This is a genomic window from Chryseobacterium sp. 1B4, assembly GCF_036631475.1.
GTDB lineage: Bacteria > Bacteroidota > Bacteroidia > Flavobacteriales > Weeksellaceae > Chryseobacterium.
The window spans coordinates 893,735-915,443 of sequence record NZ_JAPNUF010000007.1 but is presented as its reverse complement, the minus strand read 5'-3'; the positions used below and the strand labels follow the sequence as shown (position 1 = coordinate 915,443).

20 protein-coding genes and 4 pseudogenes are annotated in these 21,709 nt (G+C 37.7%); 8 read left to right on the top strand and 16 right to left on the bottom strand.

From position 1 onward, the window contains the following. Positions 1–3: 3 nt before the first annotated feature. Together OWR28_RS14145 and mnmC2 are read right to left on the bottom strand one after the other, a co-directional pair. A complete protein-coding gene (locus OWR28_RS14145; RefSeq protein ID WP_332387132.1) occupies positions 4–420 on the bottom strand; it encodes an NUDIX hydrolase in 417 nt (138 codons plus the stop codon). Positions 421–540: 120 nt separating this feature from the next. Further along, positions 541–1,214, bottom strand: a pseudogene (mnmC2, locus tag OWR28_RS14140) (tRNA (5-methylaminomethyl-2-thiouridine)(34)-methyltransferase MnmC2). 85 nt (positions 1,215–1,299) lie between these two features. On the opposite strand from mnmC2, the gene OWR28_RS14135 reads away from it, so the two are divergent. From OWR28_RS14135 to OWR28_RS14115, 5 genes are all read left to right on the top strand, one after another. Then, positions 1,300–2,370: a branched-chain amino acid aminotransferase gene (locus OWR28_RS14135; RefSeq protein ID WP_332387131.1), complete on the top strand. Its 1,071-nt coding sequence runs from the start codon at positions 1,300–1,302 to the stop codon at positions 2,368–2,370. A 169-nt stretch (positions 2,371–2,539) separates the two neighbouring features. Beyond that, positions 2,540–3,052, top strand: a complete 513-nt coding sequence (locus OWR28_RS14130) for an FKBP-type peptidyl-prolyl cis-trans isomerase (protein WP_332387130.1) — start codon at positions 2,540–2,542, stop codon at positions 3,050–3,052. Positions 3,053–3,133: 81 nt separating this feature from the next. Next, complete coding sequence (locus tag OWR28_RS14125) at positions 3,134–4,171, top strand: peptidylprolyl isomerase (RefSeq protein ID WP_228370561.1); 1,038 nt, start codon at positions 3,134–3,136, stop codon at positions 4,169–4,171. A 151-nt stretch (positions 4,172–4,322) separates the two neighbouring features. Beyond that, complete coding sequence (locus OWR28_RS14120; protein WP_332387129.1) at positions 4,323–4,649, top strand: hypothetical protein; 327 nt, start codon at positions 4,323–4,325, stop codon at positions 4,647–4,649. A 47-nt stretch (positions 4,650–4,696) separates the two neighbouring features. Next, the gene (locus OWR28_RS14115; protein WP_332387128.1) at positions 4,697–4,897 is read left to right on the top strand and encodes a hypothetical protein; all 201 of its coding nucleotides are present in this window, start codon (positions 4,697–4,699) and stop codon (positions 4,895–4,897) included. Between the two features lie 510 nt (positions 4,898–5,407). Here the strand turns inward: OWR28_RS14115 and OWR28_RS14110 are convergent. The 10 genes and pseudogenes from OWR28_RS14110 to OWR28_RS14065 form a co-directional block, all read right to left on the bottom strand. Then, positions 5,408–5,638 (bottom strand): hypothetical protein, encoded by a 231-nt coding sequence (locus tag OWR28_RS14110; protein WP_332387127.1) that lies wholly within the window; start codon positions 5,636–5,638, stop codon positions 5,408–5,410. An 814-nt stretch (positions 5,639–6,452) separates the two neighbouring features. After that, complete coding sequence (locus tag OWR28_RS14105) at positions 6,453–7,802, bottom strand: M20/M25/M40 family metallo-hydrolase (RefSeq protein WP_332387126.1); 1,350 nt, start codon at positions 7,800–7,802, stop codon at positions 6,453–6,455. 4 nt (positions 7,803–7,806) lie between these two features. Next, positions 7,807–8,079, bottom strand: coding sequence for a hypothetical protein (locus OWR28_RS14100; protein WP_332387125.1), 273 nt, complete (start codon positions 8,077–8,079; stop codon positions 7,807–7,809). 42 nt (positions 8,080–8,121) lie between these two features. Then, the gene (locus OWR28_RS14095; RefSeq protein WP_332387124.1) at positions 8,122–9,162 is read right to left on the bottom strand and encodes a M28 family peptidase; all 1,041 of its coding nucleotides are present in this window, start codon (positions 9,160–9,162) and stop codon (positions 8,122–8,124) included. A 2-nt stretch (positions 9,163–9,164) separates the two neighbouring features. Then, on the bottom strand, positions 9,165–9,749 hold the full coding sequence (locus tag OWR28_RS14090) for a M28 family peptidase (protein ID WP_332387123.1): 585 nt from the start codon (positions 9,747–9,749) through the stop codon (positions 9,165–9,167). Between the two features lie 50 nt (positions 9,750–9,799). Beyond that, positions 9,800–10,423 carry a hypothetical protein gene (locus tag OWR28_RS14085; protein WP_332387122.1) on the bottom strand — a complete coding sequence of 208 codons (624 nt, stop codon included), beginning with the start codon at positions 10,421–10,423 and terminating at the stop codon, positions 9,800–9,802. Positions 10,424–10,620: 197 nt separating this feature from the next. Further along, a pseudogene (locus OWR28_RS14080) lies at positions 10,621–11,863 on the bottom strand (DUF1015 domain-containing protein). 2 nt (positions 11,864–11,865) lie between these two features. Continuing rightward, positions 11,866–12,830: pseudogene (locus OWR28_RS14075) on the bottom strand (D-2-hydroxyacid dehydrogenase). 110 nt (positions 12,831–12,940) lie between these two features. After that, entirely contained in the window at positions 12,941–14,005 is a 1,065-nt protein-coding gene (serC, locus tag OWR28_RS14070) for a 3-phosphoserine/phosphohydroxythreonine transaminase (RefSeq protein ID WP_332387121.1), read from the bottom strand. Positions 14,006–14,115: 110 nt separating this feature from the next. Beyond that, positions 14,116–14,466 carry a 4Fe-4S binding protein gene (locus OWR28_RS14065; RefSeq protein WP_002980006.1) on the bottom strand — a complete coding sequence of 117 codons (351 nt, stop codon included), beginning with the start codon at positions 14,464–14,466 and terminating at the stop codon, positions 14,116–14,118. Between the two features lie 58 nt (positions 14,467–14,524). Here OWR28_RS14065 and OWR28_RS14060 point away from each other — a divergent pair, with 58 nt between their 5' ends. The 3 genes from OWR28_RS14060 to OWR28_RS14050 are packed head-to-tail and all read left to right on the top strand — an operon-like array spanning position 14,525 to position 16,769. After that, positions 14,525–15,559, top strand: a complete 1,035-nt coding sequence (locus OWR28_RS14060; RefSeq protein WP_332387120.1) for an acyl-CoA reductase — start codon at positions 14,525–14,527, stop codon at positions 15,557–15,559. 47 nt (positions 15,560–15,606) lie between these two features. Continuing rightward, the gene (locus tag OWR28_RS14055; protein ID WP_332387119.1) at positions 15,607–16,041 is read left to right on the top strand and encodes a peptidylprolyl isomerase; all 435 of its coding nucleotides are present in this window, start codon (positions 15,607–15,609) and stop codon (positions 16,039–16,041) included. A 38-nt stretch (positions 16,042–16,079) separates the two neighbouring features. Next, on the top strand, positions 16,080–16,769 hold the full coding sequence (locus OWR28_RS14050; RefSeq protein WP_332387118.1) for a Bax inhibitor-1 family protein: 690 nt from the start codon (positions 16,080–16,082) through the stop codon (positions 16,767–16,769). Between the two features lie 517 nt (positions 16,770–17,286). Here the strand turns inward: OWR28_RS14050 and OWR28_RS14045 are convergent. The 4 genes and pseudogenes from OWR28_RS14045 to OWR28_RS14030 all read right to left on the bottom strand — a co-directional run bounded on the left by OWR28_RS14045 (position 17,287) and on the right by OWR28_RS14030 (position 21,690). Then, the gene (locus OWR28_RS14045) at positions 17,287–17,535 is read right to left on the bottom strand and encodes a DUF6952 family protein (RefSeq protein ID WP_002980002.1); all 249 of its coding nucleotides are present in this window, start codon (positions 17,533–17,535) and stop codon (positions 17,287–17,289) included. Then, positions 17,535–17,843, bottom strand: coding sequence for a thioredoxin family protein (locus OWR28_RS14040; protein WP_002980001.1), 309 nt, complete (start codon positions 17,841–17,843; stop codon positions 17,535–17,537). The genes OWR28_RS14045 and OWR28_RS14040 overlap by 1 nt, the downstream gene beginning before the upstream one ends. 128 nt (positions 17,844–17,971) lie before the next feature. Beyond that, positions 17,972–18,604 carry a peroxiredoxin gene (locus OWR28_RS14035; protein WP_002980000.1) on the bottom strand — a complete coding sequence of 211 codons (633 nt, stop codon included), beginning with the start codon at positions 18,602–18,604 and terminating at the stop codon, positions 17,972–17,974. A 148-nt stretch (positions 18,605–18,752) separates the two neighbouring features. Further along, a pseudogene (locus OWR28_RS14030) lies at positions 18,753–21,690 on the bottom strand (M16 family metallopeptidase). Between the last annotated feature and the right edge of the window lie 19 nt (positions 21,691–21,709).

Sequence of the window (21,709 nt, the reverse complement as noted above, 5' to 3'; positions counted from 1 at the left end):
ACCTTACAGGAATTTTTCTTTTAATTTATCGAATACGATTTTATCTATCGGAAGCGGAAAAGGGTTATCCGGTCTGTCAATATCAATCCATTCTGTTTTTTCAATGCAGGGATCCATAATAATAAAATCTTCTTCATTGATGATCTCTACGATATAATATATGGTAAGCAGCTGTTCATTTTCTCGGAAGCGGGAAACCAGAAAGTTTTCCTGTGTGTAGAAATGTTCCAGTACATTTATTTTTACATTCAGTTCTTCATCAAACTCACGATGCAGGCATTCCAGTACACCTTCTCCGTATTCCAGTCCGCCGCCGGGAAATTTCATTAAAGGTTCGCCGGCATATTCTTCAAATAAGGTTAAAACCTGCTTATCTTTTACCGCACACGCATACACTCTAATGTTGATCTTATCTATCATATATATAATGTATAATATTTGTATAGCTAATGTAAGGAAATTTTATAGAGGTGAAAAGGCGAAATTGCCAAAAAGTAAATTTGAAGATCAGCTTCTGGATACTTTTGCCCCTTTGCCTTTTTACAGTTTCACTGCGTTAATCATTTCTCTTTTCCCCGGCGGGCCCTGTTTTTTTCAACCTGGAAATTCAATTCCTGAAGAATTCTTCTTACGCTGCCTTTTGAAGAATAAGTTGTTAATAATCCGTTAATGGCCATTTTGTCAGAAACCAGCTCAAATAACGGTTTTTCCCAAAGGTCTGGCTGTACTCTGGCGCCAAAACAGTCAAAATAAACAAGGTTAATTTCAGGCAGATCAATGTCTTTCAGATCAAAAAAATCACATTCTATCTTTTTTAGGTTGAATCCACTAATAATTTCTACTGGCTTTTCCCAATCTGACAGATGAATTTTCTGATAAATATTTTTTAACTCTGGGTTATCAAAAAGTTCATCGTAAGCTAAATCTTTAATTTCGGATTCATTTATGGGGTATTTTTCGAGCGAAAAATAATTGATGACATGATTTTTGTCAGTTTTTAAATATTCATTAATTGTTACCAAAACATTCAAACCTGTTCCAAAACCGAGTTCTAAAATATTAATTTCGCAATCATTTATCAAATTCAGTCCATTTTTGATAAACACGTGTTCGGCTTCCTGTAGTGCTCCGTGATGCGAATGGTAGTTTTCATTTAATTCGTTGATAAACAATGTTTTACTGCCGTCGTTTGTGGTTTTAATTTCTCTTTTCAAGCTATTTTTTTGTCAAATTTACTCTAAAATTTTTATATTTAGAAAATTATGTTAAATTTGTAGAACATCGTAAAAATTTTAAAAAATGATAATTCAAAAAACTGAAAACTCCAGAATTTCTACATTTGACCCTAACAATTTTTCATTCGGAAATACTTTCATCGATCATATGATCATTTGTGAGTACGAAAACGGAAAATGGGGTGATGTAAAATTAGTTCCTTACGGTCCGATTCCATTTACGCCTGCTATGATGGGGGTAAATTATGGACAAGCTTGTTTTGAAGGTATGAAAGCCTATAAAGACAAAGACGGGCAGGTTTTCCTTTTCAGGCCAGAAAAGAATTTTGAACGTATCAATAAGTCAGCGAAGCGTCTTGCTATGCCTGAAGTGACTGAAGAAATGTTTTTAGACGGGTTAAAAGCATTAGTAGATATCGACAGAGATTGGATTCCACAGGGGGAAGGAATGTCTCTTTATATCAGACCTTTGATTTTTGCTACAGAAGAAGCTTTGAAAGCAAGAGTTGCCGATAAATATATGTTTGCTATCGTTGCAACGCCGGCGAAGAGCTATTATTCAGAACCGGTATCAGTGAAAATCTCTGACCACTATTCAAGAGCTGCAAACGGAGGAGTAGGTTCCGCAAAAGCTGCAGGGAACTACGCTGCTTCTTTCTATCCTACACAATTGGCTATAGAAGAAGGATATGAGCAGATCATCTGGACAGATGATGCTACTCACGAATATTTCGAAGAAAGTGGTACAATGAACGTATTTGTAAGAATCAACGATACAATCTATACCCCTCCGACTTCTGAAAAAATCCTTGACGGGGTAACGAGAGACAGCTTTATTCAGTTAGCAAAGAGAAGAGGAATCGAAGTGAAAGTAGAGCCTATTGCTGTAAAAACAGTAATTGAAGCTTTAAAGAACGGTTCTCTTAAAGAAGTTTGGGGAGTAGGTACAGCAGTAGTAACCACTCAATTCCAGGCTTTAGGATATCAGGGAGAAAAACTTGATCTTCCAAGATTATCTGATGAAGAAAGTTTTGCAGCGATCCTTAAGAAAGACCTTGTAGATTTACAAACGAACCTGTCTGAAGATCCGTTCGGATGGAGAGTTACTGTAGATCACGCTTTAGAAACAGTATAATAGCTTAAAATAACAATATGAAAGCCGGGTTTTTCCCGGCTTTTTCGTATCTATGTATTTATAAAAATAGATGAATAGTTGAAGATCACATTCATATTTTATTACATGCACACATTTCTTAATCAAGTTTTGTAATTGATTCCCGAAATGTGTATTTTCGCAAAAGTTTATGAAAAAAATACTCTTCATATCAGCCATATGCCTGTTGAGCTGCAACAGAAATGCCCAGACGGCCCATCCTCCTGTAGGCGGTGTTTTAAGCCAGAAAGATCTGGATGTTTCCAAAAACAGGATGAAAAATTTGAATACCATAGAACGGGGCCAGATTCAGGACTGGATCAATGGCCAGTCTGTGAAGTATTATCCTACGCAGCTTAATTACTGGGTAACAGTAGAAGGTTATGATCAGAGAGAGAAAAGGAAAGATGAAACCATGATTTCCTATTCCTATGATCTGTATGATTTTGACGAGACTAAAATCTATGACAAGCCTTTTGAGAGGAGAGATGCCAGATTCGGGCATTTTAATGAACTGAAAGCGGTGGAGAATGCTTTACGTTTTATACGTGATGGAGAGGAAGTAACGCTTTTGGTACCGTCTTCTCTGGCTTACGGAACCTACGGAGACGAAAAGAAAATAGACAACGACATTCCATTAATCATAAAATTAAAAGCTCTATAATACATGAAATTGTTTAACAAGAATATAATTCTGGCAGCGGCAAGTATTTCGCTGATGAGTTGTACCCCAATTTATAAAAAAATGAACGTAGACAAAGAAACTTACGAAGGTCTTAATGACGGACTTTATGCCAATCTTCAAACCACAAAAGGGAATATGATTGTGAAGTTTGAAGACAAGAAAGCACCAGTAACTGTAGCCAACTTTATCGGTCTTGCAGAAGGGAAAATCGACAACAAAGCTAAGGCTAAAGGAGTTCCTTACTATGACGGAACTATTTTCCACAGAGTAATCAAAGATTTCATGATCCAGGGAGGTGACCCTCAGGGAACAGGTATGGGAGATCCGGGATATAAATTCGAGGATGAAAGAAATGACCTTAAGCACACAGGAAAAGGGATCCTTTCTATGGCGAACTCAGGACCCAATACAAACGGTTCTCAGTTCTTTATTACTGAAGTAGCTACTCCTTGGCTGGACGGAAGACATACGATCTTCGGAAAAGTAGTAAAAGGAACTGAAGTGATTGATGCTATTGCCAATGTTGAAAAAGGAGCTCAGGATAAGCCTAAAACAGATATCGTTTTAGAAAAAGTTTCTGTTTTCAGTAAAGGTGACGAGTACAAACACTACGACGCGGCTAAAACTTTCAACGAAGGAAAAGCTAAAATCGCAGAAAACAATAAAGCTTTCATCGCTAAAGAAGAAGCTGAAAGAAAGAAAAAAGAAGAAGAATTCAAAGCTAACCAGGAGAAACTGGTAGAAAGCCTGAAAGCTGGTATGCAGAAAACTGAGTCCGGTCTTTATTATAAAATCACAAAAACAGCTGACGGTAAAGCTCCAAAAGCTGGTGACAATGTATCTGTACACTATGCAGGTAAATTAGTAGACGGAACTGAGTTTGATTCTTCATTCAAAAGAAATGAGCCGATCGAAATTCCAATCGGAATGGGAAGAGTAATCAAAGGATGGGATGAAGGGATCCTTTTATTGAAAGAAGGTGAAACGGCAACATTATTGATTCCGCCGGCAATGGCTTACGGAGAAAGAGGAGCAGGAGGGGTAATCCCGCCAAACTCATGGTTGGTTTTCGATGTTGAGCTTGTAAAAGTAAAATAATTGAATCTTCAAAATATTATAAAAAGCCGTCCGAAAGGATGGCTTTTTTATTTTGCTCAAATATTCTGTAACGATCCGAGTAAATAGTACGACACATTTAACAGTTGGAAAGGTTAATAATTTTCTGACAAAAATGTAACACCCTTCAATCATGAAAACCAAATCACTTTTCTTTCTGCTCATTTTGCTGTCTTTTACTGCTTTTTCGCAGACCAAGACGAATTCTGATGATACAGCAATAAAAAAATCACTTACCTATTTTGTAAACAGCATTCAATCCAGGCAGATCGGTCAGGCGGTAAGCTGTATATATCCAAAATTCTTCACGATAGTTTCAAAAGAGCAGATGACCCAGATTTTGAATATGACTTACAATAATCCGTTCATGAAAATTGAAGTACAGGATTTAAAATTTGGAACTATTGAAAAACCTGAACTTATTACGGGTGAATATTTTTCTATTACCCATTATTTTTGAAACTGAAATGTAATGTCAGTTCATTAAGTGATGATATGAGAAAGAAAATGAGCAGCGCCTTAACAGGTAAATACGGCGCAGATAATGTAAAATATGTAGCTAACGAAGGGGCCTATCTCATCAACGCTCCTATGAAAGCCTGTGCTGTTGCAACAGATAAAAAGGCATGGAAATTTGTTATTCTGGAAAAAGAGTATAAAAAAGAACTGGTGAAAATCTTACCGAAGAAAATTCTGGATAAATTTTAAAAGTTAAGCAGTAAAAGTAAACTGCCTTGAAGAAGCATTTCTTCGTTCCTGTAAATACCGTAAAAATACGGATTTCAGTAAGGAATTATTACTTCTATCTTTATCCGGCACTTATAAAAAACAAAATAAATATGTTGGATCTGAATTACGATGAAATAAAAAAGGAAATAGAGTCGGAGGTGTGAAGCGCACCATCTGCATCCGGAACTGATTAAAACAGATGAAGGCTTCGGAATAAAAGCCTGTTGTGAGCCTTTCAGGGAGAAGGTGGTTGAGAAATCCGGGAAAATGATTGAAGAAGAAACCCAGAAGATCCTCGAAAAAATGCTGAAGAATATGTTTAAAGAATAAATTTTTACGATGTGATGATAGCACTTGTTGTTATCACGGGAGCTGCTCCGGAAGGAGTGGCTTTTTTGTTATGTTTCTAACAACTTGAACTCAATAAAAAACCGCCCCAAAAACAGGGCGGTTTTCCAAGTAAAAATAAATTGAAAGTTATATGTTTTGTTATCTTTTCTTCACACTTGTTCCAGCCAGGGAACTGATGAATACAAGGCCAAACCCGATATAAGCGGCAAATGCCGTCAGGTATATAATTAAGCTGTTAAAGCTTGGTTTTGTGGCGTATACCAACACAGAAAATGCAGCAAAACTCAACACCAGCATTAGGCTCCATATATGCAATTTCGCAGCATCTTCATTTCTCTTAAAAATCATTTCAAAAAACGCTCTCATCATTACTAACATTTTAAGGGTTATACATTAATTTATATCATAAAGGCACACTCATCACGGTAAAAAGAATATATTCTTTTACTGGGCTAAGGTTCACGATGACTTGCCATTTATTTATATTACGATACCGGGCTGAAAGTCCGGGATATTTTTGTTTTTTTGAATCAATAAATGATTCCTGGTTATTGTGATACCAGTCAGATACGGGGTGCAAAACTGCTGTGAAAAACTAATGGGGGTTAGTTGATCACGGACCCGTATCTTTTACGGCATCGTAGAAAAAGGGATTCATATTTACATATGAATTTGAATCAGTGGAAAAACTGAAAATCCACAGAAAACCTTTTTTCTCATCCTTAGTGTTTTTGTTAATTTTTCTCAGGAATTTACATGCCAATATTATGCCAAAGTTCAGATTCTGCGATTAACACTTTGTTTCACGGGATTGATAAGATCAGTATTGAAGCGTGTTTTCATCTGTTATTTCCTTAAACGCAGAAAAATTTTCTGTTTTGAAGCTTGAATAACCTGAAGTCAAGAAAATATTACGGAAGAGAAGTATTTTTATGTATTTAAAATTACTGGGCTATCCGACATCCTCATAATATAAACTATTCAAAAACCACGAATAACACAAATATTTTTCACGAATAACACCAATAAACAGTTCAGCAGAATCAATAGGAACGGGCTTTAGCCCGTTCCTATTGAATTAAAGCGTAGTATCATAATATTTTACGTTTTCTGTTGTTGTATGTCCTGCTATAATATGTAAAAAGAAAACCGTCCTTACAGACGGTTTCATATTTACCAGTTTTTATCGATCATGTAAATGATCTGTGTCAAAGCCGTAGCGCCCAGTAAAAGCTCTCTTCGGTTCACCTTTTTCAAAAGTATCTTCTACAGTATGGTGAATATCAAAATAACGCTGAGAATCCGGCATCAGTTCGGCTGCGGGGATACCCATATCGTGAAGCGGGTAGAGGTCCGTTCCTGAAAACCGCTCTTCAAAATTATAAACGCCGTAAGGGAGAAACAGGTTTGACCAGCTTTTGATCTGGTTTCTTTTGACATCATCCATATCCAGGGCAATTCCTCTCGGTGCAAAACCTCCGGCATCTGTTTCTATGGCAAAAAGATGTTTTTCATTCTTCTCTTTTACTGTCTTACCATACTGAATTCCGCCTTTTACTCCGTTTTCTTCATTGGCAAAACATACAACCCTGATGGTATGGTTATTTTGTATCCCTAATTTTTTAAAGGTTCTTAGAACCTCAATGCTTTGTACAATCCCGGCTCCGTCATCATGAGCACCTTCACCTACATCCCAGGAATCAAGGTGTCCGCCGACAACAATAACGCTTTGATCTTTTTTACCCGTGATTTCACCAATAACAGAATGGGAGAGTTTCTCCCCTTTCATTCCACAGTTGGAATTGAGTTTTGCTGTGACTTTCTGATTTTTTAATAATGCTTCCAGTTCATCTGCTGTAGTACTTCCGATGGCTACAGCCGGTATTCTGGAAACCTTGTCTTCATAGCGCATTGCTCCGGTGTGGGGAACATCGTCAAATGCGGAAGAAAGAGATCTTACGATAGCAAATTTACCTCCTTTTTTGGCTGTCAGAGAAGCCGCTGTAGTTCTGTATTTGGCAGCATCACCATATGCTTTGAAAGTTTCTATGAAAGACTGGCTGAAAGCATAGTTGAAGAATACAATTTTATCTTTCACCTTTTCAGCGGGAAGCTGATCATATTCTTCCATAGATTTTACCATGATAATTTCTCCTGAAACATCTTTTCCTCCCGTTCCTTCCGAGTTTCCAAGGGAAAGCATTTTAAGGCTTTTCCACTTTCCGTTCGAAGTCTGGATGTGCAGGGATTCTTTTCCTCTTACCCAAACCGGGATCATCACCTCCTGAAGCCATACTTTATCTGCTCCGGCATCACGGAGTTTTTGTTCAGCCCATTTTACGGATTTTTCATACGCCTCAGACCCGCTTAAACGATGCCCGATATTCTTTGTAAGCTCTCTCAGCTCAGTATATCCTTTTCCGTTGTTGAGGATTTCTGTGGAGATTTTTCTGAACTGAATGGAATCTTCTTTAGACTGGCCGAAAGAAAGCATTCCAAAAAGTAATAATGAAGTTCCTAATATCTTTTTCATTGTTTTACCAATTTTTATCAATCATATAAATAAGTTGTGTCATTACTGCAGCACCGAGCAGCAGTTCTCTGCGGTTGACTTTTTCAAAAGTGTCTTCTTCGGTATGGTGAATATCAAAATAACGCTGTGGATCGGGCACCAGTTCAGCAGTGGGAACTCCCATTTCATGAAGCGGAGCGATATCCGACCCGGAATATTTTCCTTCAAAGTTATAAACGCCATATGGTAAGAACAGATTTACCCAGCCTTTGATCTGGTTTCTCTGAGGATCGTTCATTTCCGGGAAATCCTCTGGGTGAAAAGCCTCCGGCATCCGATTCTATAGCAAAAGATGTTTTTCATTGTTTTCTTTCGCTGTTTTGCCATATTGTTTTCCTCCTTTTGTTCCGTTTTCTTCGTTGGCAAAGCAAACCGCACGGATGGTGTGGTTATTTTGTATCCCTAATTTTTTAAAGGTTCTTAATACCTCAATACTCTGAACAATTCCAGCTCCGTCGTCATGGGCACCTTCGCCTACATCCCAGGAGTCAAGGTGTCCGCCCACAACAATAACGCTTTGATCTTTTTTGCCTGTAATTTCCCCGATAACGGAGTGGGATAGCTTTTCTCCCTTCATGCCACAATCGGAATTGAGTTTAGCAGTGACCCTATGTTTCTTTAATAACGCTTCAAGTTCATCAGCCGAGCTATTTCCAATGGTTACAGCCGGTACTTTGGGAATGTTTTCATCATAACGCATGTTTCCTGTGTGGGGAACATCGTCAAAGGCAGAAGAAAGAGATCTGACGATGGCAAATTTGCCACCTTTTTTAGCTGTTAAAGAAGCTGTGGTCCGTCTGTAAGCACTTGCATCGCGGTAAGATATGAAAGTCTGTACATTTCCCTGATTAAAAGGGTAATTGAAAAAGACAATTTTACCTTTTACTTTTTCAGCGGGAAGCTGATCATATTCCTCCAGTGATTTTACCATAATAATCTCTCCCGATACATCTTTTCCTCCCGTACCTTCAGAATTTCCAAGAGAAAGCATTTTGATACTTTTCCATTCTCCTTTGGCGGTTTGAATATGCAGGGATTCTTTTCCTCTTACCCAAACCGGGATCATGACTTCCTGAAGCCATACCTTATCAGCTCCGGCATCACGGAGTTTTTGTTCAGCCCATTTTACGGATTTTTCATACGCCTCAGACCCGCTTAAACGATGCCCGATATTCTTTGTAAGCTCTCTCAGCTCAGTATATCCTTTTCCGTTGTTCAGAATTTCGGTGGAAATTCTTTTGAAGTGTATAGAGTCTTCTTTGTACTGGCCATATGCGGCCATTCCAAAAAGTAATAATGATGTTCCTAATATCTTTTTCATTGTTACCAGTTTTTATCAACCATAAAAATCATCTGTGTGATGGCAACCGCTCCGAGCAGAAGTTCTCTTTTATTCACTTTATCAAAAGTATCCTGTTCGGAATGATGGTAATCGAAATATCTTTGTGTATCTACAACAAGCTCTGCCAGGGGAATATCAAGTTTTTTCAAAGGTGAAATGTCTTGAATGGCCTCTGTCTGGTCAAAATCATAAACCCCGTAAGGAAGAAAGTATTCTTTCCACGGGTACACCAGTCTTCTTCTCTGGGGTGACATATCCAAAGAAAATCCCCGTGGAGAAAATCCTCCGGCATCAGTTCCTAAAGCAAATACATGTTTTTCATCTTTCTTTTTCACATAAGCAGCATACATTTCGCGGCCCTGTCCTCCGTTTTCACTGTTGGCATATAAAACTACCCTGATAGTGTGATTATTTTCGTATCCAAGTGCTTTCAATGTCCTTAAAACTTCAATACACTGTACAACACCTGTTCCGTCATCAATGGCGCCTTCGCCAACATCCCAGGAGTCAAGCTGGGCACCTAAAACAATTACTTTGGAATCTCTTTTTGCCCTGAATTTCAGCAATGATATTGGGATTTGTAGTATCGCTTTTAGACTGGGCGGTCATATTGATTTTAGCAGTAACTTTTTGTTTTTTCAGGTTTTTCCAATTCATCCGCAGATTTTACCCCGATAGACAAAGCCGGAATTTTAATTTTATCATCCGGTTCGTAATAAATCATTTTGGCATGTGGAGTGTCATCACCGGCGGTTGTCAACGATCTTATAATTAATGCTTTTGCGCCTGTTTTGGCAATGACAGAAGCGGAAATTAATTTTGATTTTGCCGTTTGTAAATAGGAATCACTGGTATTGATAATCTTCGGATCCATAGGAACGTTCACAAAAACTATTTTGTCCTTTAACTGGCCTACTGACATGGCGTTAAGCTCCGAAGTGGAATTAATTAAAACAATTTCACCTGTCAGGTCTTTTCCGCCTGTTCCTTCAGAGTTTCCAAAAGAAAGCATCCTGATATTTTTCCAGTCTCCGTTTCCGGCTTTTATCTGCAGCGATTCTTTTCCTCTGATCCAAACCGGGGTTTTGGCTTCCTGCCGCCAGATCATGTTTATGCCGATTTCCTTAAATTTTTTTTCTGCCCATTCTACCGCTCTTGCATATCCTGGCGTGGCACTGAAACGCGGCCCGATTCCTTTGGTAAGTTCTCCCAGGTTTTCATAAGCGGCACCGTTGGTCATAATTTCATCCGAAATTTTTCTGAACTCATCATGATAATTGAATTTGGCAACCGTTCCTTTTTTTGCCGGATTTTTTGTGGCTTTTTTTGAGAAAATAAAAATCCACTCAAAAAGAGTGGAAGTATAATGAATGTTTTTTCATTTATTATTTACCTTTCTTTTTCCTTTGATAAAATTAGGGAAAAAATAGGAATTTATTAAGGTTTCATATCATACATTACTAAGGCTGTAATCAATTTTGGCTCAATAAATGTACATTTCGGAGGCATGCTTAGTTTTAAGTCTGAAATTTTAATCATATCATTAAAACTTACAGGATAAATTCCGAAACCTACCTTGCCTTCGCCGTTATCCACTTTTTCTTTCAGAATATTGATTCCGTTGATATTGGAGGTTCCTTTTACATAAGAAATAAGCTCAGAGCTGTCCGGATCTTCAATTTTCAGAATATTTTTGAAAATATACTTGTCCAGAAGGTGGTGATCCAGATTGTCCAGAGACATTTCCTTGGAACGAAGATCATGCTTTACGTGAAGAGAGTAAAACTTACCGTCCATATACATCGAAATGTGGAACTTTTGAGAAGGGTAGTATGGTGTTTCTCCTTTTTCGTGAATAAGGAAATACTGTTCAAGCTGCTTCAGGAAATCTTCCGGCGAAGTACCATTCAGATCGTGTAAAATTCTGTTATAGTCATGAATCTTAATAGACTGGTTGGAAACAATAAAGCTGTATACAAAATTGTAATGCTCTGTACCGTTATGTTTTTTGTTTTTCTCTTTATGGTATTTGGCATTTAATGCTGTAGATCCGATTCTGTGGTGTCCGTCAGCAATGTAGAACGAATCAATCTGATCAATCACTTCTTTAAACTGCTGCAGCTTCAGACGATTGTCAATTCTCCATATTTTGTGTCTGATACCAAGCGAATCCACATGGTTGAAGATAGGAACATTTTTTCCTCATGGTTCATCAGCAATTCAATCTTTGAATTGGCCGGATAGGTAAGAAGCACAGGTTCTGCCTGCAAATTTACCTTTTCAAGGTAATGGGCCAGTTTTTCCTTTTTCTGCGGAATGGTACTTTCATGTCTTTTGATTTTTCCATTCCAGAAATCTTCAATACTTGCCAATCCCAGAAGTCCTCTGAACATCTGTTTGTTGGGATAAATCTGCTCATAAAGATAATAGGCTGAATTGTCCTGGACCAATTTTTTTCTTCCAGAAGTTCTTCAAATGTAGAACGGATCTTTCTCAGGTTCCGGTCAATATCTTTGGATTTACTTACAACATAAGGTTTGATCATATTGATGTAAGTATTTTCAACTTGAGCTTTCTCTGCAATCTCTTCCTGGGTAAAATTATCCAGTGGATGGGTAGGGAAAGTACTCTCAAAGTCTCTATGAGGTCTTATTCCACGGAAAGGTTTAAAAACAGGCATATTTATCTTATAGTTTCTTTTTGTAGCTTAATAATTTGTTCTGCAAGTTCAATACCGATTTTCTCCTGTGCATCTACTGTATTTCCGCCTACGTGAGGGAAAGTGATAATGCAGGATTCATCAGTAAAGGTAATTCGGGGCTCGGTTCGTTTTCAAAAACGTCCAGTGCCGCTCCGGCTACTTTTCCTGATTCGATAAAATCAATCAGTGCCACTTCATTGATGACACCTCCTCTTGCAGTATTTACAATATAGACTCCGTCTTTCATCTTTTCAAACTGAGCGGTGTCCAGAATGTATTCATTCGTTTTCGGCGTATTGATGCTGATGAAATCGGCATCTTTAAGGAATGCTTCCATATCATTGGTGGACGTGATTTCAAAGTGAACTGACTGTCCGTCGAAGAAATTCAGCGTAAGAACTTCTGTTTTCGGACTTCTTGTCAGAACGGTTATTTTCATTCCTAAAGCGATTCCTATTTTTACAACTTCCTGGCCAATACTTCCAAAGCCGATTACTCCTAATGTTTTCCCTGAAAGCTCATGCGCATTGCTGAATGATTTTTTCATCGCATTGAAATGCGTTTCTCCTTCCAGAGGCATCAGTCTGTTGGATTCATGAAGGAATCTTGCCAGTGAAATGAAATGTCCGAAAACCAATTCCGCCACTGATTTTGAAGATGCTGTAGGCGTATTGATGACCTTAATGCCTTTGCTTCTGGCATATTCCACATCAATATTATCCATTCCGATACCGCCTCTTCCGATAATTTTAAGGCCCGGACATGCATCAATCAGATCCTGCCTCACTTTCGTGGCACTTCTCACAAGAAGAACAGTCACATTATTATCGTTGATAAAATTAATAACGTGATCCTGGGCCACTCTATTGTCCAGAATTTCAATTCCGGCTTCTTTCAGAGCGTTTTCTCCTGCTTTTGAGATTCCGTCGTTTGCTAAAACTTTCATTTGTTATTTTTACAGATGTTAGATACAAGATGTCAGAAATCAGACTTTGAGTCTGTTATCCGACATCTGTTGTCTGATATCTTTTTATTTTTTCGGTCGCCTAATATAAGCTATTTTATTGACTTCATTACATCCACCAGAACCTGTACACTTTCAATCGGCAGAGCGTTGTATAAACTTGCTCTGTAACCGCCAAGACTTCTGTGTCCGTTTAAGCCGCTGATTCCGGCAGCTTTCCAGGCATTATCAAATTCTTCTTTCTTGCTTTCATCCGTAATTCTGAAAGAAACATTCATCAGCGAACGGTCTTCTTTTACGCAGAAAGTTTCGAATAACGGATTATTGTCGATTTCATCATATAAAAGCTTGGCTTTAGCTTCATTTCTCTGTTCTGCTGCTGCAATACCTCCGTTTCTTTCAAGATACTGAAGGGTAAGCAAAGAGGCATACACAGGAAATACCGGTGGAGTATTGTACATGGATTCTTTAGCAATGTGCTGGGAATAATCCAGGATAGAAAACATGTTTTCTCTTCCTGTCTTTCCAAGGATTTCTTTTTTCACAACCACTAAAGTAACTCCTGCAGGCCCCATATTTTTCTGGGCACCGGCATAGATCAGGTCAAACTTGGAAAAATCCAGCTGTCTTGAGAAAATATCAGAACTCATATCACAAACCATCAGTGTATCCACTTCAGGAAAAGATTTCATCTGAGTTCCGTAAATGGTATTGTTGGAAGTACAATGGAAATAATCGTATTCTGACCCAACTGTATAATTTTTAGGAATAAAAGAATAGTTTTCTTCTTTTGATGAACCTACTATGTCTACTGTTCCTACTTTTTTTGCTTCTTTGATGGCTCCCGCCGCCCATGTTCCTGTGTCCAGGTAGGCTGCTTTTCCACCTACTTTCATCAGGTTGTAAGGAACCATTGCAAACTGCAGGCTGGCACCTCCTCCTAAATAAAGTACTTCATAATCATCACCAAGATTCATCAATCTTTTTACAATGGCACGCGCTTCGTCCATTACCGCAACGAAATCCTTGCTTCTGTGGGAAATTTCAAGAAGAGACAATCCGATACCGTTAAAGTCCAAGATAGCCTGTGCTGATTTTTCGAATACCTCCTGTGGTAAAATACATGGTCCTGCGCTGAAGTTGTGCTTTTTGCTCATATTTTTATTTTTGGTTGCTTTCGGATTGAGATTCCTTTAGCTTTATTTTTGGGTTAAATTGGGATTTTTGGACAAAAAAACCGCCTCACAGATCATGAGACGGAAATTTTTTATTCGCCGTGTAAGAATGCTTTTTTATTAAGCAGAGCTTCTTCAGATTCTACATGATCCTCATCAGGCACACAGCAGTCTACAGGACATACTGCTGCACACTGAGGTTCTTCATGGAATCCTTTACATTCTGTACACTTATCTGTTACAATGAAATATACATCGTCACTTACAGGTTCCTGCGGTGCATTGGCATCTACAGTAAGTCCTGACGGCAAAGTAATTGTACCTTGAAGAGCCGTACCGTCAGAAGCTTTCCAATCTACAGCTCCTTCATATATTGCATTGTTTGGGCATTCTGGTTCGCAAGCCCCACAGTTAATGCATTCATCAGTTATTTTAATAGCCATCGCTAATTTTTTTAAATTTGCACAAAATTACAAAATTTTACCCAATTTTAAAGTAATTATGAATACCGAAAATCAAGTTTTAGGACTTATTAAATTAAGCGATTATATAAAAGCGTTTTTAGCGAAGAAACCGGAGGATCACCATGAAGATGATGCTGATATTGAATTATTGTTAAAAAGATCTGAAATAGAGAACCCGTGGTTTACAGTTGATAATCAGAAATTTGCTTTACGGCAATGGGCCGAAATTCTGACTGAAGACAATATCAGAAACTGGCTTGCCAATTATTCCATTTCTAAAATTTCAAAAAGAGTTGGACTTATTTTAGCGGGAAATATTCCTTTGGTGGGATTTCATGATGTGATTTCCGTGATTCTGGCTCATCATATTCCTGTTATTAAGCTGTCTTCAAAAGATAAATATATGATTCCGTTTTTACTTAAAAAGTGGAATGAGTTTTCCAATGGGAATGTAGCTTTTGAATTTGTAGAAAAATTAGAAAATTTTGATGCCGTTATTGCGACAGGAAGTAACAATACAGCAAGATATCTGGAATATTATTTTAAGAATCATTTGAGCATAATCCGTAAGAACAGGACTTCTGTTGCGGTGCTGAAAGGTGATGAAACGAATGAAGAACTGCAATTGCTGGCAAAAGATATTTTCCAGTATTTCGGATTGGGATGCAGAAATGTAACGAGAATTTTTATTCCGCAGGATTTTGTAATTGACAGGCTGTTTGAGAACTTCTTGGGATTCCAGGATATTATCAATCATAATAAATATGCCAATAATTATGATTATAACAGAGCGGTTTATCTTCTGAATCAGGATAAATTCTGGGATAACAATTTTGTAATGCTCAAAGAAGATGAAAAACTGTTCAGCCCGCTTTCTGTAATCAACTTCAGCAGATATGAATCTTTGGATGATGTGAAAAGCTTTATTGCAGAAAATGAAGAAAATATTCAGTGTGTGGTGGCAAAAGAGGAGTTGGGACTGAATGCAATTCCGTTTGGTGAAGCACAAAATCCGGGACTTGATACGTATGCTGATAATGTAGATACAATGAAATTTTTAGAACTGGTCTGATTTTCGTATCTTCCATCACTTATTTCACCAGAACAAAAATGAATACTATGAAAAAATTATTGCTGGGTCTGGCTCTTGTTGGCGGACAGCTGGTTTTTGCACAGAAAGTAACCGGTGCAAAGGTTGGAAACAGTCCTGAAAAGGAAGTACAGGCTACTATAAGTAAAGAAAAGATCAGTTTGTATGATGATAACTTCCAGAAGTTCGCTGTGGCTTTGCAGGCTTCAGACCGGAAGACTATTGATGGACTGATTTCTGAGAAGGTAAAGGAAATTGTGACGGATGATGTACTTAAGAAAGTCAAAGACGGTATTGATCCCAACAAAAAACTTGAAGTCTTAAAGGCCGGATATTATAAAACAATGGATGGAATCAGTCATCCGAGTATTAAATACAGATATGCAGGAGAATCTTCCAGGGAAGTTATTACTGCTGTATTTGAGGATGACGGAAAAATTCTTGGGGTATTGCCTACGAAATAAGACTTATTTTATTTTCGATTAACAAAAAAATATTAACTATGATGACAGATGTTTTAGTTGCTCATTCTTCAGAGGTGGAGAAGGCAAATTTCTACAGGAAGACGTATTTGCATGTTGCATTATCGATTCTTGCATTTATTGGAGTGGAAACAATATTATTGAAAACAGTTCCGGAGGAAATTATATTTATGATGTTTAGTCAGAAATATATCTGGCTGCTGATTATCGGAGTTTTCTGGCTGGCTTCTGTTTTAGCTTCCAAATGGTCGCTTTCACAAAGTAAATCTACTCAGTATCTGGGATTAGGATTTTATATCCTGCTGGAAGCAATTATCTTTATGCCTTTGCTTTTTATTGCCACCAATATTGAAGGCGGTGCTAATGTAATCTTTCAGGCAGCTACTTTAACCATTGCTATGTTTGCAGGTATTTCTGCTGTGGCATTTACTTCTAAAAGAGATTTTTCTTTCTTAAGAAACATTATTGTAATCGGTGGGTTTATTTCCATCGGACTGATTGCAGGAGGAATGATCTTCGGTTTTAACCTTGGGTTATGGTTTTCAGTAGGAATGGTGATCTTAGCTTCAGCTACTATTCTATATCAGACAAGTAAACTGAAAGACTCTTACGGTACCAATCAGTATGTGGGAGCGGCATTGCAGCTTTTTGCTTCAATTATGCTTTTATTCTGGTATATTCTGAGTATTCTGATGAGCAGAAGAAACTAGCAGATAAAGATCTTTTTATAATAGTCCCGGTGATGCTTTCATCGGGATTCTTCTTTTAACATAAATGGCGCAACTGATTTCGCAAATGACACGAATTCAATAGGAACGGGCTTTACCCGTTTACATCAATAAATTCCATCCAAAGGCTTTAGCCGAAACTTATGATTATTTAATCCCACGGATTTCACAGATTGACACAGATGATGATGTGTTTTTTGATGAATACCTTTTCAACCGCCTGTTGTATTTGTGAAATTTGTGTGAAAGCATTTGTGTTTTGTGGTTTTGGGAAATTAAACCCAAAAAATCCTGATGAAAGCATCACCGGGATTTTATTGGTTATTCTTTAAAATTTTACATACAGCTTCCAGCTTCATGTGACCGGTTAAGGTCCTTCGAAGTACATTTACAGTTGAAATAAAGATTCTTAAAGAATAGAAAAAAGTATAGTAATGAGGAAAAACCTCAGGTATTGTATTTTGTGTTTTTATAATTTTTTGATAAAGTTATCAAAAGATTATTTGTCAATTGAACCTAAAACTTTCTGAGCAAAAGAGTTTAAGGCGTCTTTCTCGCTCATTCCGTTTTGTACATTGGCATGAACTTCTAAAGCTCCGCAAATATTGGTGATTAATTCTCCTGCAACATTTAAATCTTCTTCGCTTGTTCCTCTGAACTCGCAGAAACTTTCCAGAACTTCTAATGTTTTTTCAAGATTTTCAGGAGTCTGATTCTGATAAAACTGTCTGATTACGGGTAACTTCATTATGCTAATTCATTAAAAAGGTTAATTAAACTTTCTGCCTGGTTAGACTGAACCTGGTTGACCAGTTCTCCGTTTTTAAAGATGGCGAAGGTAGGTAAATTGTCTACTTTTGCTAATTTTCTGCTTTCAGGAAGCTTTTCTGCATCTACATATAAAAATGGGATAGAATCATTTTCAGCTGCTAATTTTTTGAATTTCGGCTTCATGATTCTGCAGTTTCCGCACCATGTTGCACCATATTGGACAACTACTTTTTCGTTGTCGTTAACTATATTTTGTAATGTATCTTCGGTTAATTCTGTGTACATAGGTTAAATTTTAAGAATTAAATTTAACAATGTAACAATTTAGTAGGGTATCACTGTGCCAATGAAAAATATCTATTGCAATGCCGATACATTGTTACATTGTTAAATTATTGGATTGTTAAATTGGATTAGTTCTTAGCCAAGTATTCTGCAGTAGAAGTTCTGTCAGCTTTCATCGCTTCTTTTCCTTCTTCCCAGTTTGCAGGACATACTTCACCGTGTTTTTGAACGTGCGTGTAAGCATCAATTAGTCTTAAGAATTCTTTTACGTTTCTTCCTAATGGCATATCATTTACCGCTTCGTGGAAAATTTTTCCGGTTTCGTCGATAAGGTAAGTTGCTCTGTAAGTTACGTTAGAACCTGTGAAAACTTCGTTTCCATCTTCATCATATTCGAAATCCTGATCAACAATTCCCAACGTGTTTGCCAATTGTCTGTGTGTATCAGCTAAAAGTGGGTAAGTTACTCCTTCGATACCTCCGTTATCTTTTGGTGTGTTCAACCATGCGAAGTGTACTTCGTTAGTATCACAAGATGCACCGATTACTTTAGTGTTTCTTTTTTCGAATTCACCTAAAGCCTCCTGGAAAGCGTGAAGCTCTGTAGGACATACGAAAGTGAAATCTTTAGGGTACCAGAATAAAAGAACTTTTTGCTGGTTGTTTACTGCTTCATCAAGGATGTTGATTCTAAGATCGTCACCCATTTCAGACATTGCGTCAATTGTTAAATTCGGGAATTTTTTTCCTACTAAAGACATAATTTTTCTGTTTTTATATTTAAATTTCTGATGCAAATATATAAAAGATTCATCTATCGAACAAACAAATATCGATAAATAAAATCTATAATTGTTTTTGACATGCTGCTAAATAAAAAAGCCCTGATATCAGGGCTTTTTGTTTATTTTAATAACCAAATATTTCAGTTAAATTAAGTTTTTTTACTTCACCTAATTTCTGCATATCAGCTTCATTTACTTTATCCTGAGAAGCAACAAGACAATAGGTGTAGTTCTTGTTCTTCATCTCTTTGTCATGGAAAGCATTGATGTCTGCAAAAGATAGCTTTGGAGCCTGTTCATACACAGTCTTTCTCATATCAAAATTGTTTCCGAGCCTTTGGGATTTCAGATAAGAGAAGATGATTCCGTCCTGAGTAATTCTTTCGGAAGCAATTGATTTTTTCAATCCGCTTTTTGCTGTTTCGAATAATTGTTCAGATTTTGGAAGCGTGGTTAAAAGCTCATTCATGGCTGTTGTAGATTCATTGAATTTGTCTGCCTGGGTTCCTACATAAGCCATGATCATATCCTTGTCTGTTTTCTTGCTTGGAAGGGCAAAATAAGAATAAGTGGAGTAGGCCAGTGCCTTAGATTCTCTGATGGTCTGGAAAACAATAGAACCCATGCCGCCTCCGAAATAATTGTTGAACAAGCTTACGGTAGGAGTCGTTGAAGGATTGTACTGGTCAGAGTTTCTCACCCAGAAAACTTCTGCCTGTACCATGTCATAATGGGCAAACAATACTTTGTTTTTATCTGTCGGCACCTGAACGAAAGTTTTAGACTTAGGAAGATCTTTCAGCGTTGCAGGAAGTTTGTGGATTGGTTTTAAAGAAGCAACCACTTCGTTTCCTGTTTTCGGGCCGTAATACAATACTTTATGCTTGAAATTGAACAGATCATGAAGAACATTGATCAGGTCTTCAGCCTTTAATGCATCAAGTTCAGCATCACTCAATACATTATTGAAAGGATTCTGAGGGCCATACTGAGCATAGCTTCTCAGTCCGGACATGATGACTCCTTTATTCTGTTTAGCATTTGCTCTGGCTTTTTTCAATCTTGTCTTATAAGCATCAAGAGCTGCCTGATCAGCCTGGCAGTTTTTAATCAGATCTTCAAATAAAGCAACGGTTTTATCGAAGTTTTCATTTAAACCTTCCAGTGATACATAAGTTTCCTCGTTCCCGGCGCTCACATTGAAGCTTGAGGCAAGTTTATAGAATTCCTTACTGATCACTTCGGAAGATTTATCTTTAGTTCCTAAATACTGAAGGTATTCTGCTGCTAACGGAAGGATTTTGTTGTTCCATTTTCCTGAATCAAAGTGATAATACATTCTGAACAGGGCATTATCTGTATTTTTTACAGAAAGTACATCTACTTCTGCTAATTTGTTTTTAGCAATATCTTTATCATAATTCAACCATACCGGAGCAATAGGGTTTTCCGGCATTTCATCAATCTTCTTAAGGAAAGGAGACTGATCTTCTCTGTTAACGGAAACCGGAGTGATGGTTGGTTTGTCAACTTTTACAATGCTCTTGTCTTCTCCTTTTCTTTTGTAAACAGCAACATAGTTATTGTTCTGGAGATACTTGGAAGCAAAATCCATTATATCTTTTTCGTAAGCTTGGAGATTTCGTCTACATATTCCAGCGATGTTTTATGATCAATGTCAGAAGTAAATTCATCCATCAGGATACTTGCTCTTGACGAATATTTTTCATCCTTCTGAATGATCCCTTTCTTTTCATTGTTTACAATGGACTGGATCAGATCATCGGAAAAATCGCCTTTTCTCAATTTATCAATTTCCTGAAGAAGAAGGTTTTTTACTTCATCTAAAGATTGTCCTTCAGTAGGCTTTCCTTGTAGAAGCAAAACGGAGTAGTCTTTTAAAGCATAAGATCCGGCGTAAGCTCCAAGTAATTTTTGCTTTTTTACCAGGTCAAGATCAATTAATCCTGCCTGTCCGTTGGTAAGCATATTTCCAACAAGGTTCAGCATTCTTGCGTCTTTCGTGGAAGCTCCCGGAAATCTGAAGCCAAGCATTACATTTTCAGGATTGGGTCCTACAACCTCTTTTACAATCGGAGCGGTAATTGCTTTTTCCTGTCCTATTTTGTATTCAGGAATTGTTTTAGGCTTCATGTAAGAGAAAGCCTTGTCAATCTTTGCAATCACTTCATCCGGATTGAAATCTCCGGACATGATGATCCCCATATTATTAGGAACATAATATGTGTTGTAATATTCTCTGATAGCCTTCAGCGAAGGGTTCTTCAAATGTTCAATTGTTCCGATGGTCGTTTGTTTTCCATAATTGTTGTTAGGGAAAAGATTGGCAAACATCGTGTCGAAAACCTTATCGCCGTCGTCATCAAGAGATCTGTTTTTTTCTTCATATACTGCTTCCAGCTCTGTGTGGAAAAGTCTCAGAACAGGTTCTCTGAACCTTTCAGCCTGTACAGCAAGGAACTTATCCAGAACGTTGGCAGGCACATCTTCCGTATATACTGTCTGCTCAAAAGAAGTGAAAGCATTGGTGCCATCAGCTCCCATACCAGCCATCATTTTGTCATATTCATTTGCGATTGCAAATTTTGCCGCCTCTCCTGAAACCCTGTCAATTTCTTTGTAGATTTCTTTTCTCTTAGCCTCGTCCTTGGTCTGATTGTACTTTTCGTAAAGAGCGTCAATCTGGTCTAATAACGGTTTTTCTTTTCCCAGTCTTTGGAACCGAACTGATTCGTTCCTTTGAAAAGCATATGCTCAAGATAATGGGCAAGACCGGTGTGGTCTGCGGGGTCGGTTTTACTTCCTGCTTTTGTTGCAATATAGGTTTGAATTCTCGGATCCTTATTGGTAGGGCTCAAAATAACCGTTAATCCGTTTTTTAAGGTGTAATACCTTGCGGAAGTAGGGTCGTTGGTTACATACTTGTACTTGTAGCCATTCGAAGTAGCTTCTTTCCACTGGAAATCCTGGCCAAAAGCATATCCTGCAAAACTCGCTGCGGCAATACTTGTGGCGATGGTCAGTTTTTTTAACAGATTCATTGCTGTCGTGTTTTATTTA

Excerpts from the sequence above, each read along its gene's own strand:
- OWR28_RS14120 (WP_332387129.1), top strand. The coding sequence starts at position 4,323 with ATGAAAACCAAATCACTTTTCTTTCTGCTCATTTTGCTGTCTTTTACT.
- OWR28_RS14050 (WP_332387118.1), top strand. The coding sequence starts at position 16,080 with ATGATGACAGATGTTTTAGTTGCTCATTCTTCAGAGGTGGAGAAGGCA.
- OWR28_RS14125 (WP_228370561.1), top strand. The coding sequence starts at position 3,134 with ATGAACGTAGACAAAGAAACTTACGAAGGTCTTAATGACGGACTTTAT.
- OWR28_RS14060 (WP_332387120.1), top strand. The coding sequence starts at position 14,525 with ATGAATACCGAAAATCAAGTTTTAGGACTTATTAAATTAAGCGATTAT.
- OWR28_RS14115 (WP_332387128.1), top strand. The coding sequence starts at position 4,697 with ATGAGCAGCGCCTTAACAGGTAAATACGGCGCAGATAATGTAAAATAT.
- OWR28_RS14085 (WP_332387122.1), bottom strand. The coding sequence starts at position 10,423 with ATGACCAACGGTGCCGCTTATGAAAACCTGGGAGAACTTACCAAAGGA.
- OWR28_RS14095 (WP_332387124.1), bottom strand. The coding sequence starts at position 9,162 with ATGAAAAAGATATTAGGAACATCATTATTACTTTTTGGAATGGCCGCA.
- OWR28_RS14035 (WP_002980000.1), bottom strand. The coding sequence starts at position 18,604 with ATGTCTTTAGTAGGAAAAAAATTCCCGAATTTAACAATTGACGCAATG.
- OWR28_RS14145 (WP_332387132.1), bottom strand. The coding sequence starts at position 420 with ATGATAGATAAGATCAACATTAGAGTGTATGCGTGTGCGGTAAAAGAT.
- OWR28_RS14110 (WP_332387127.1), bottom strand. The coding sequence starts at position 5,638 with ATGATGAGAGCGTTTTTTGAAATGATTTTTAAGAGAAATGAAGATGCT.
- OWR28_RS14055 (WP_332387119.1), top strand. The coding sequence starts at position 15,607 with ATGAAAAAATTATTGCTGGGTCTGGCTCTTGTTGGCGGACAGCTGGTT.
- OWR28_RS14045 (WP_002980002.1), bottom strand. The coding sequence starts at position 17,535 with ATGAAGTTACCCGTAATCAGACAGTTTTATCAGAATCAGACTCCTGAA.
- OWR28_RS14130 (WP_332387130.1), top strand. The coding sequence starts at position 2,540 with ATGAAAAAAATACTCTTCATATCAGCCATATGCCTGTTGAGCTGCAAC.
- serC (WP_332387121.1), bottom strand. The coding sequence starts at position 14,005 with ATGAGCAAAAAGCACAACTTCAGCGCAGGACCATGTATTTTACCACAG.
- OWR28_RS14065 (WP_002980006.1), bottom strand. The coding sequence starts at position 14,466 with ATGGCTATTAAAATAACTGATGAATGCATTAACTGTGGGGCTTGCGAA.
- OWR28_RS14105 (WP_332387126.1), bottom strand. The coding sequence starts at position 7,802 with ATGAAAAAGATATTAGGAACTTCATTATTACTTTTTGGAATGCTTTCT.
- OWR28_RS14135 (WP_332387131.1), top strand. The coding sequence starts at position 1,300 with ATGATAATTCAAAAAACTGAAAACTCCAGAATTTCTACATTTGACCCT.
- OWR28_RS14100 (WP_332387125.1), bottom strand. The coding sequence starts at position 8,079 with ATGAACGATCCTCAGAGAAACCAGATCAAAGGCTGGGTAAATCTGTTC.
- OWR28_RS14040 (WP_002980001.1), bottom strand. The coding sequence starts at position 17,843 with ATGTACACAGAATTAACCGAAGATACATTACAAAATATAGTTAACGAC.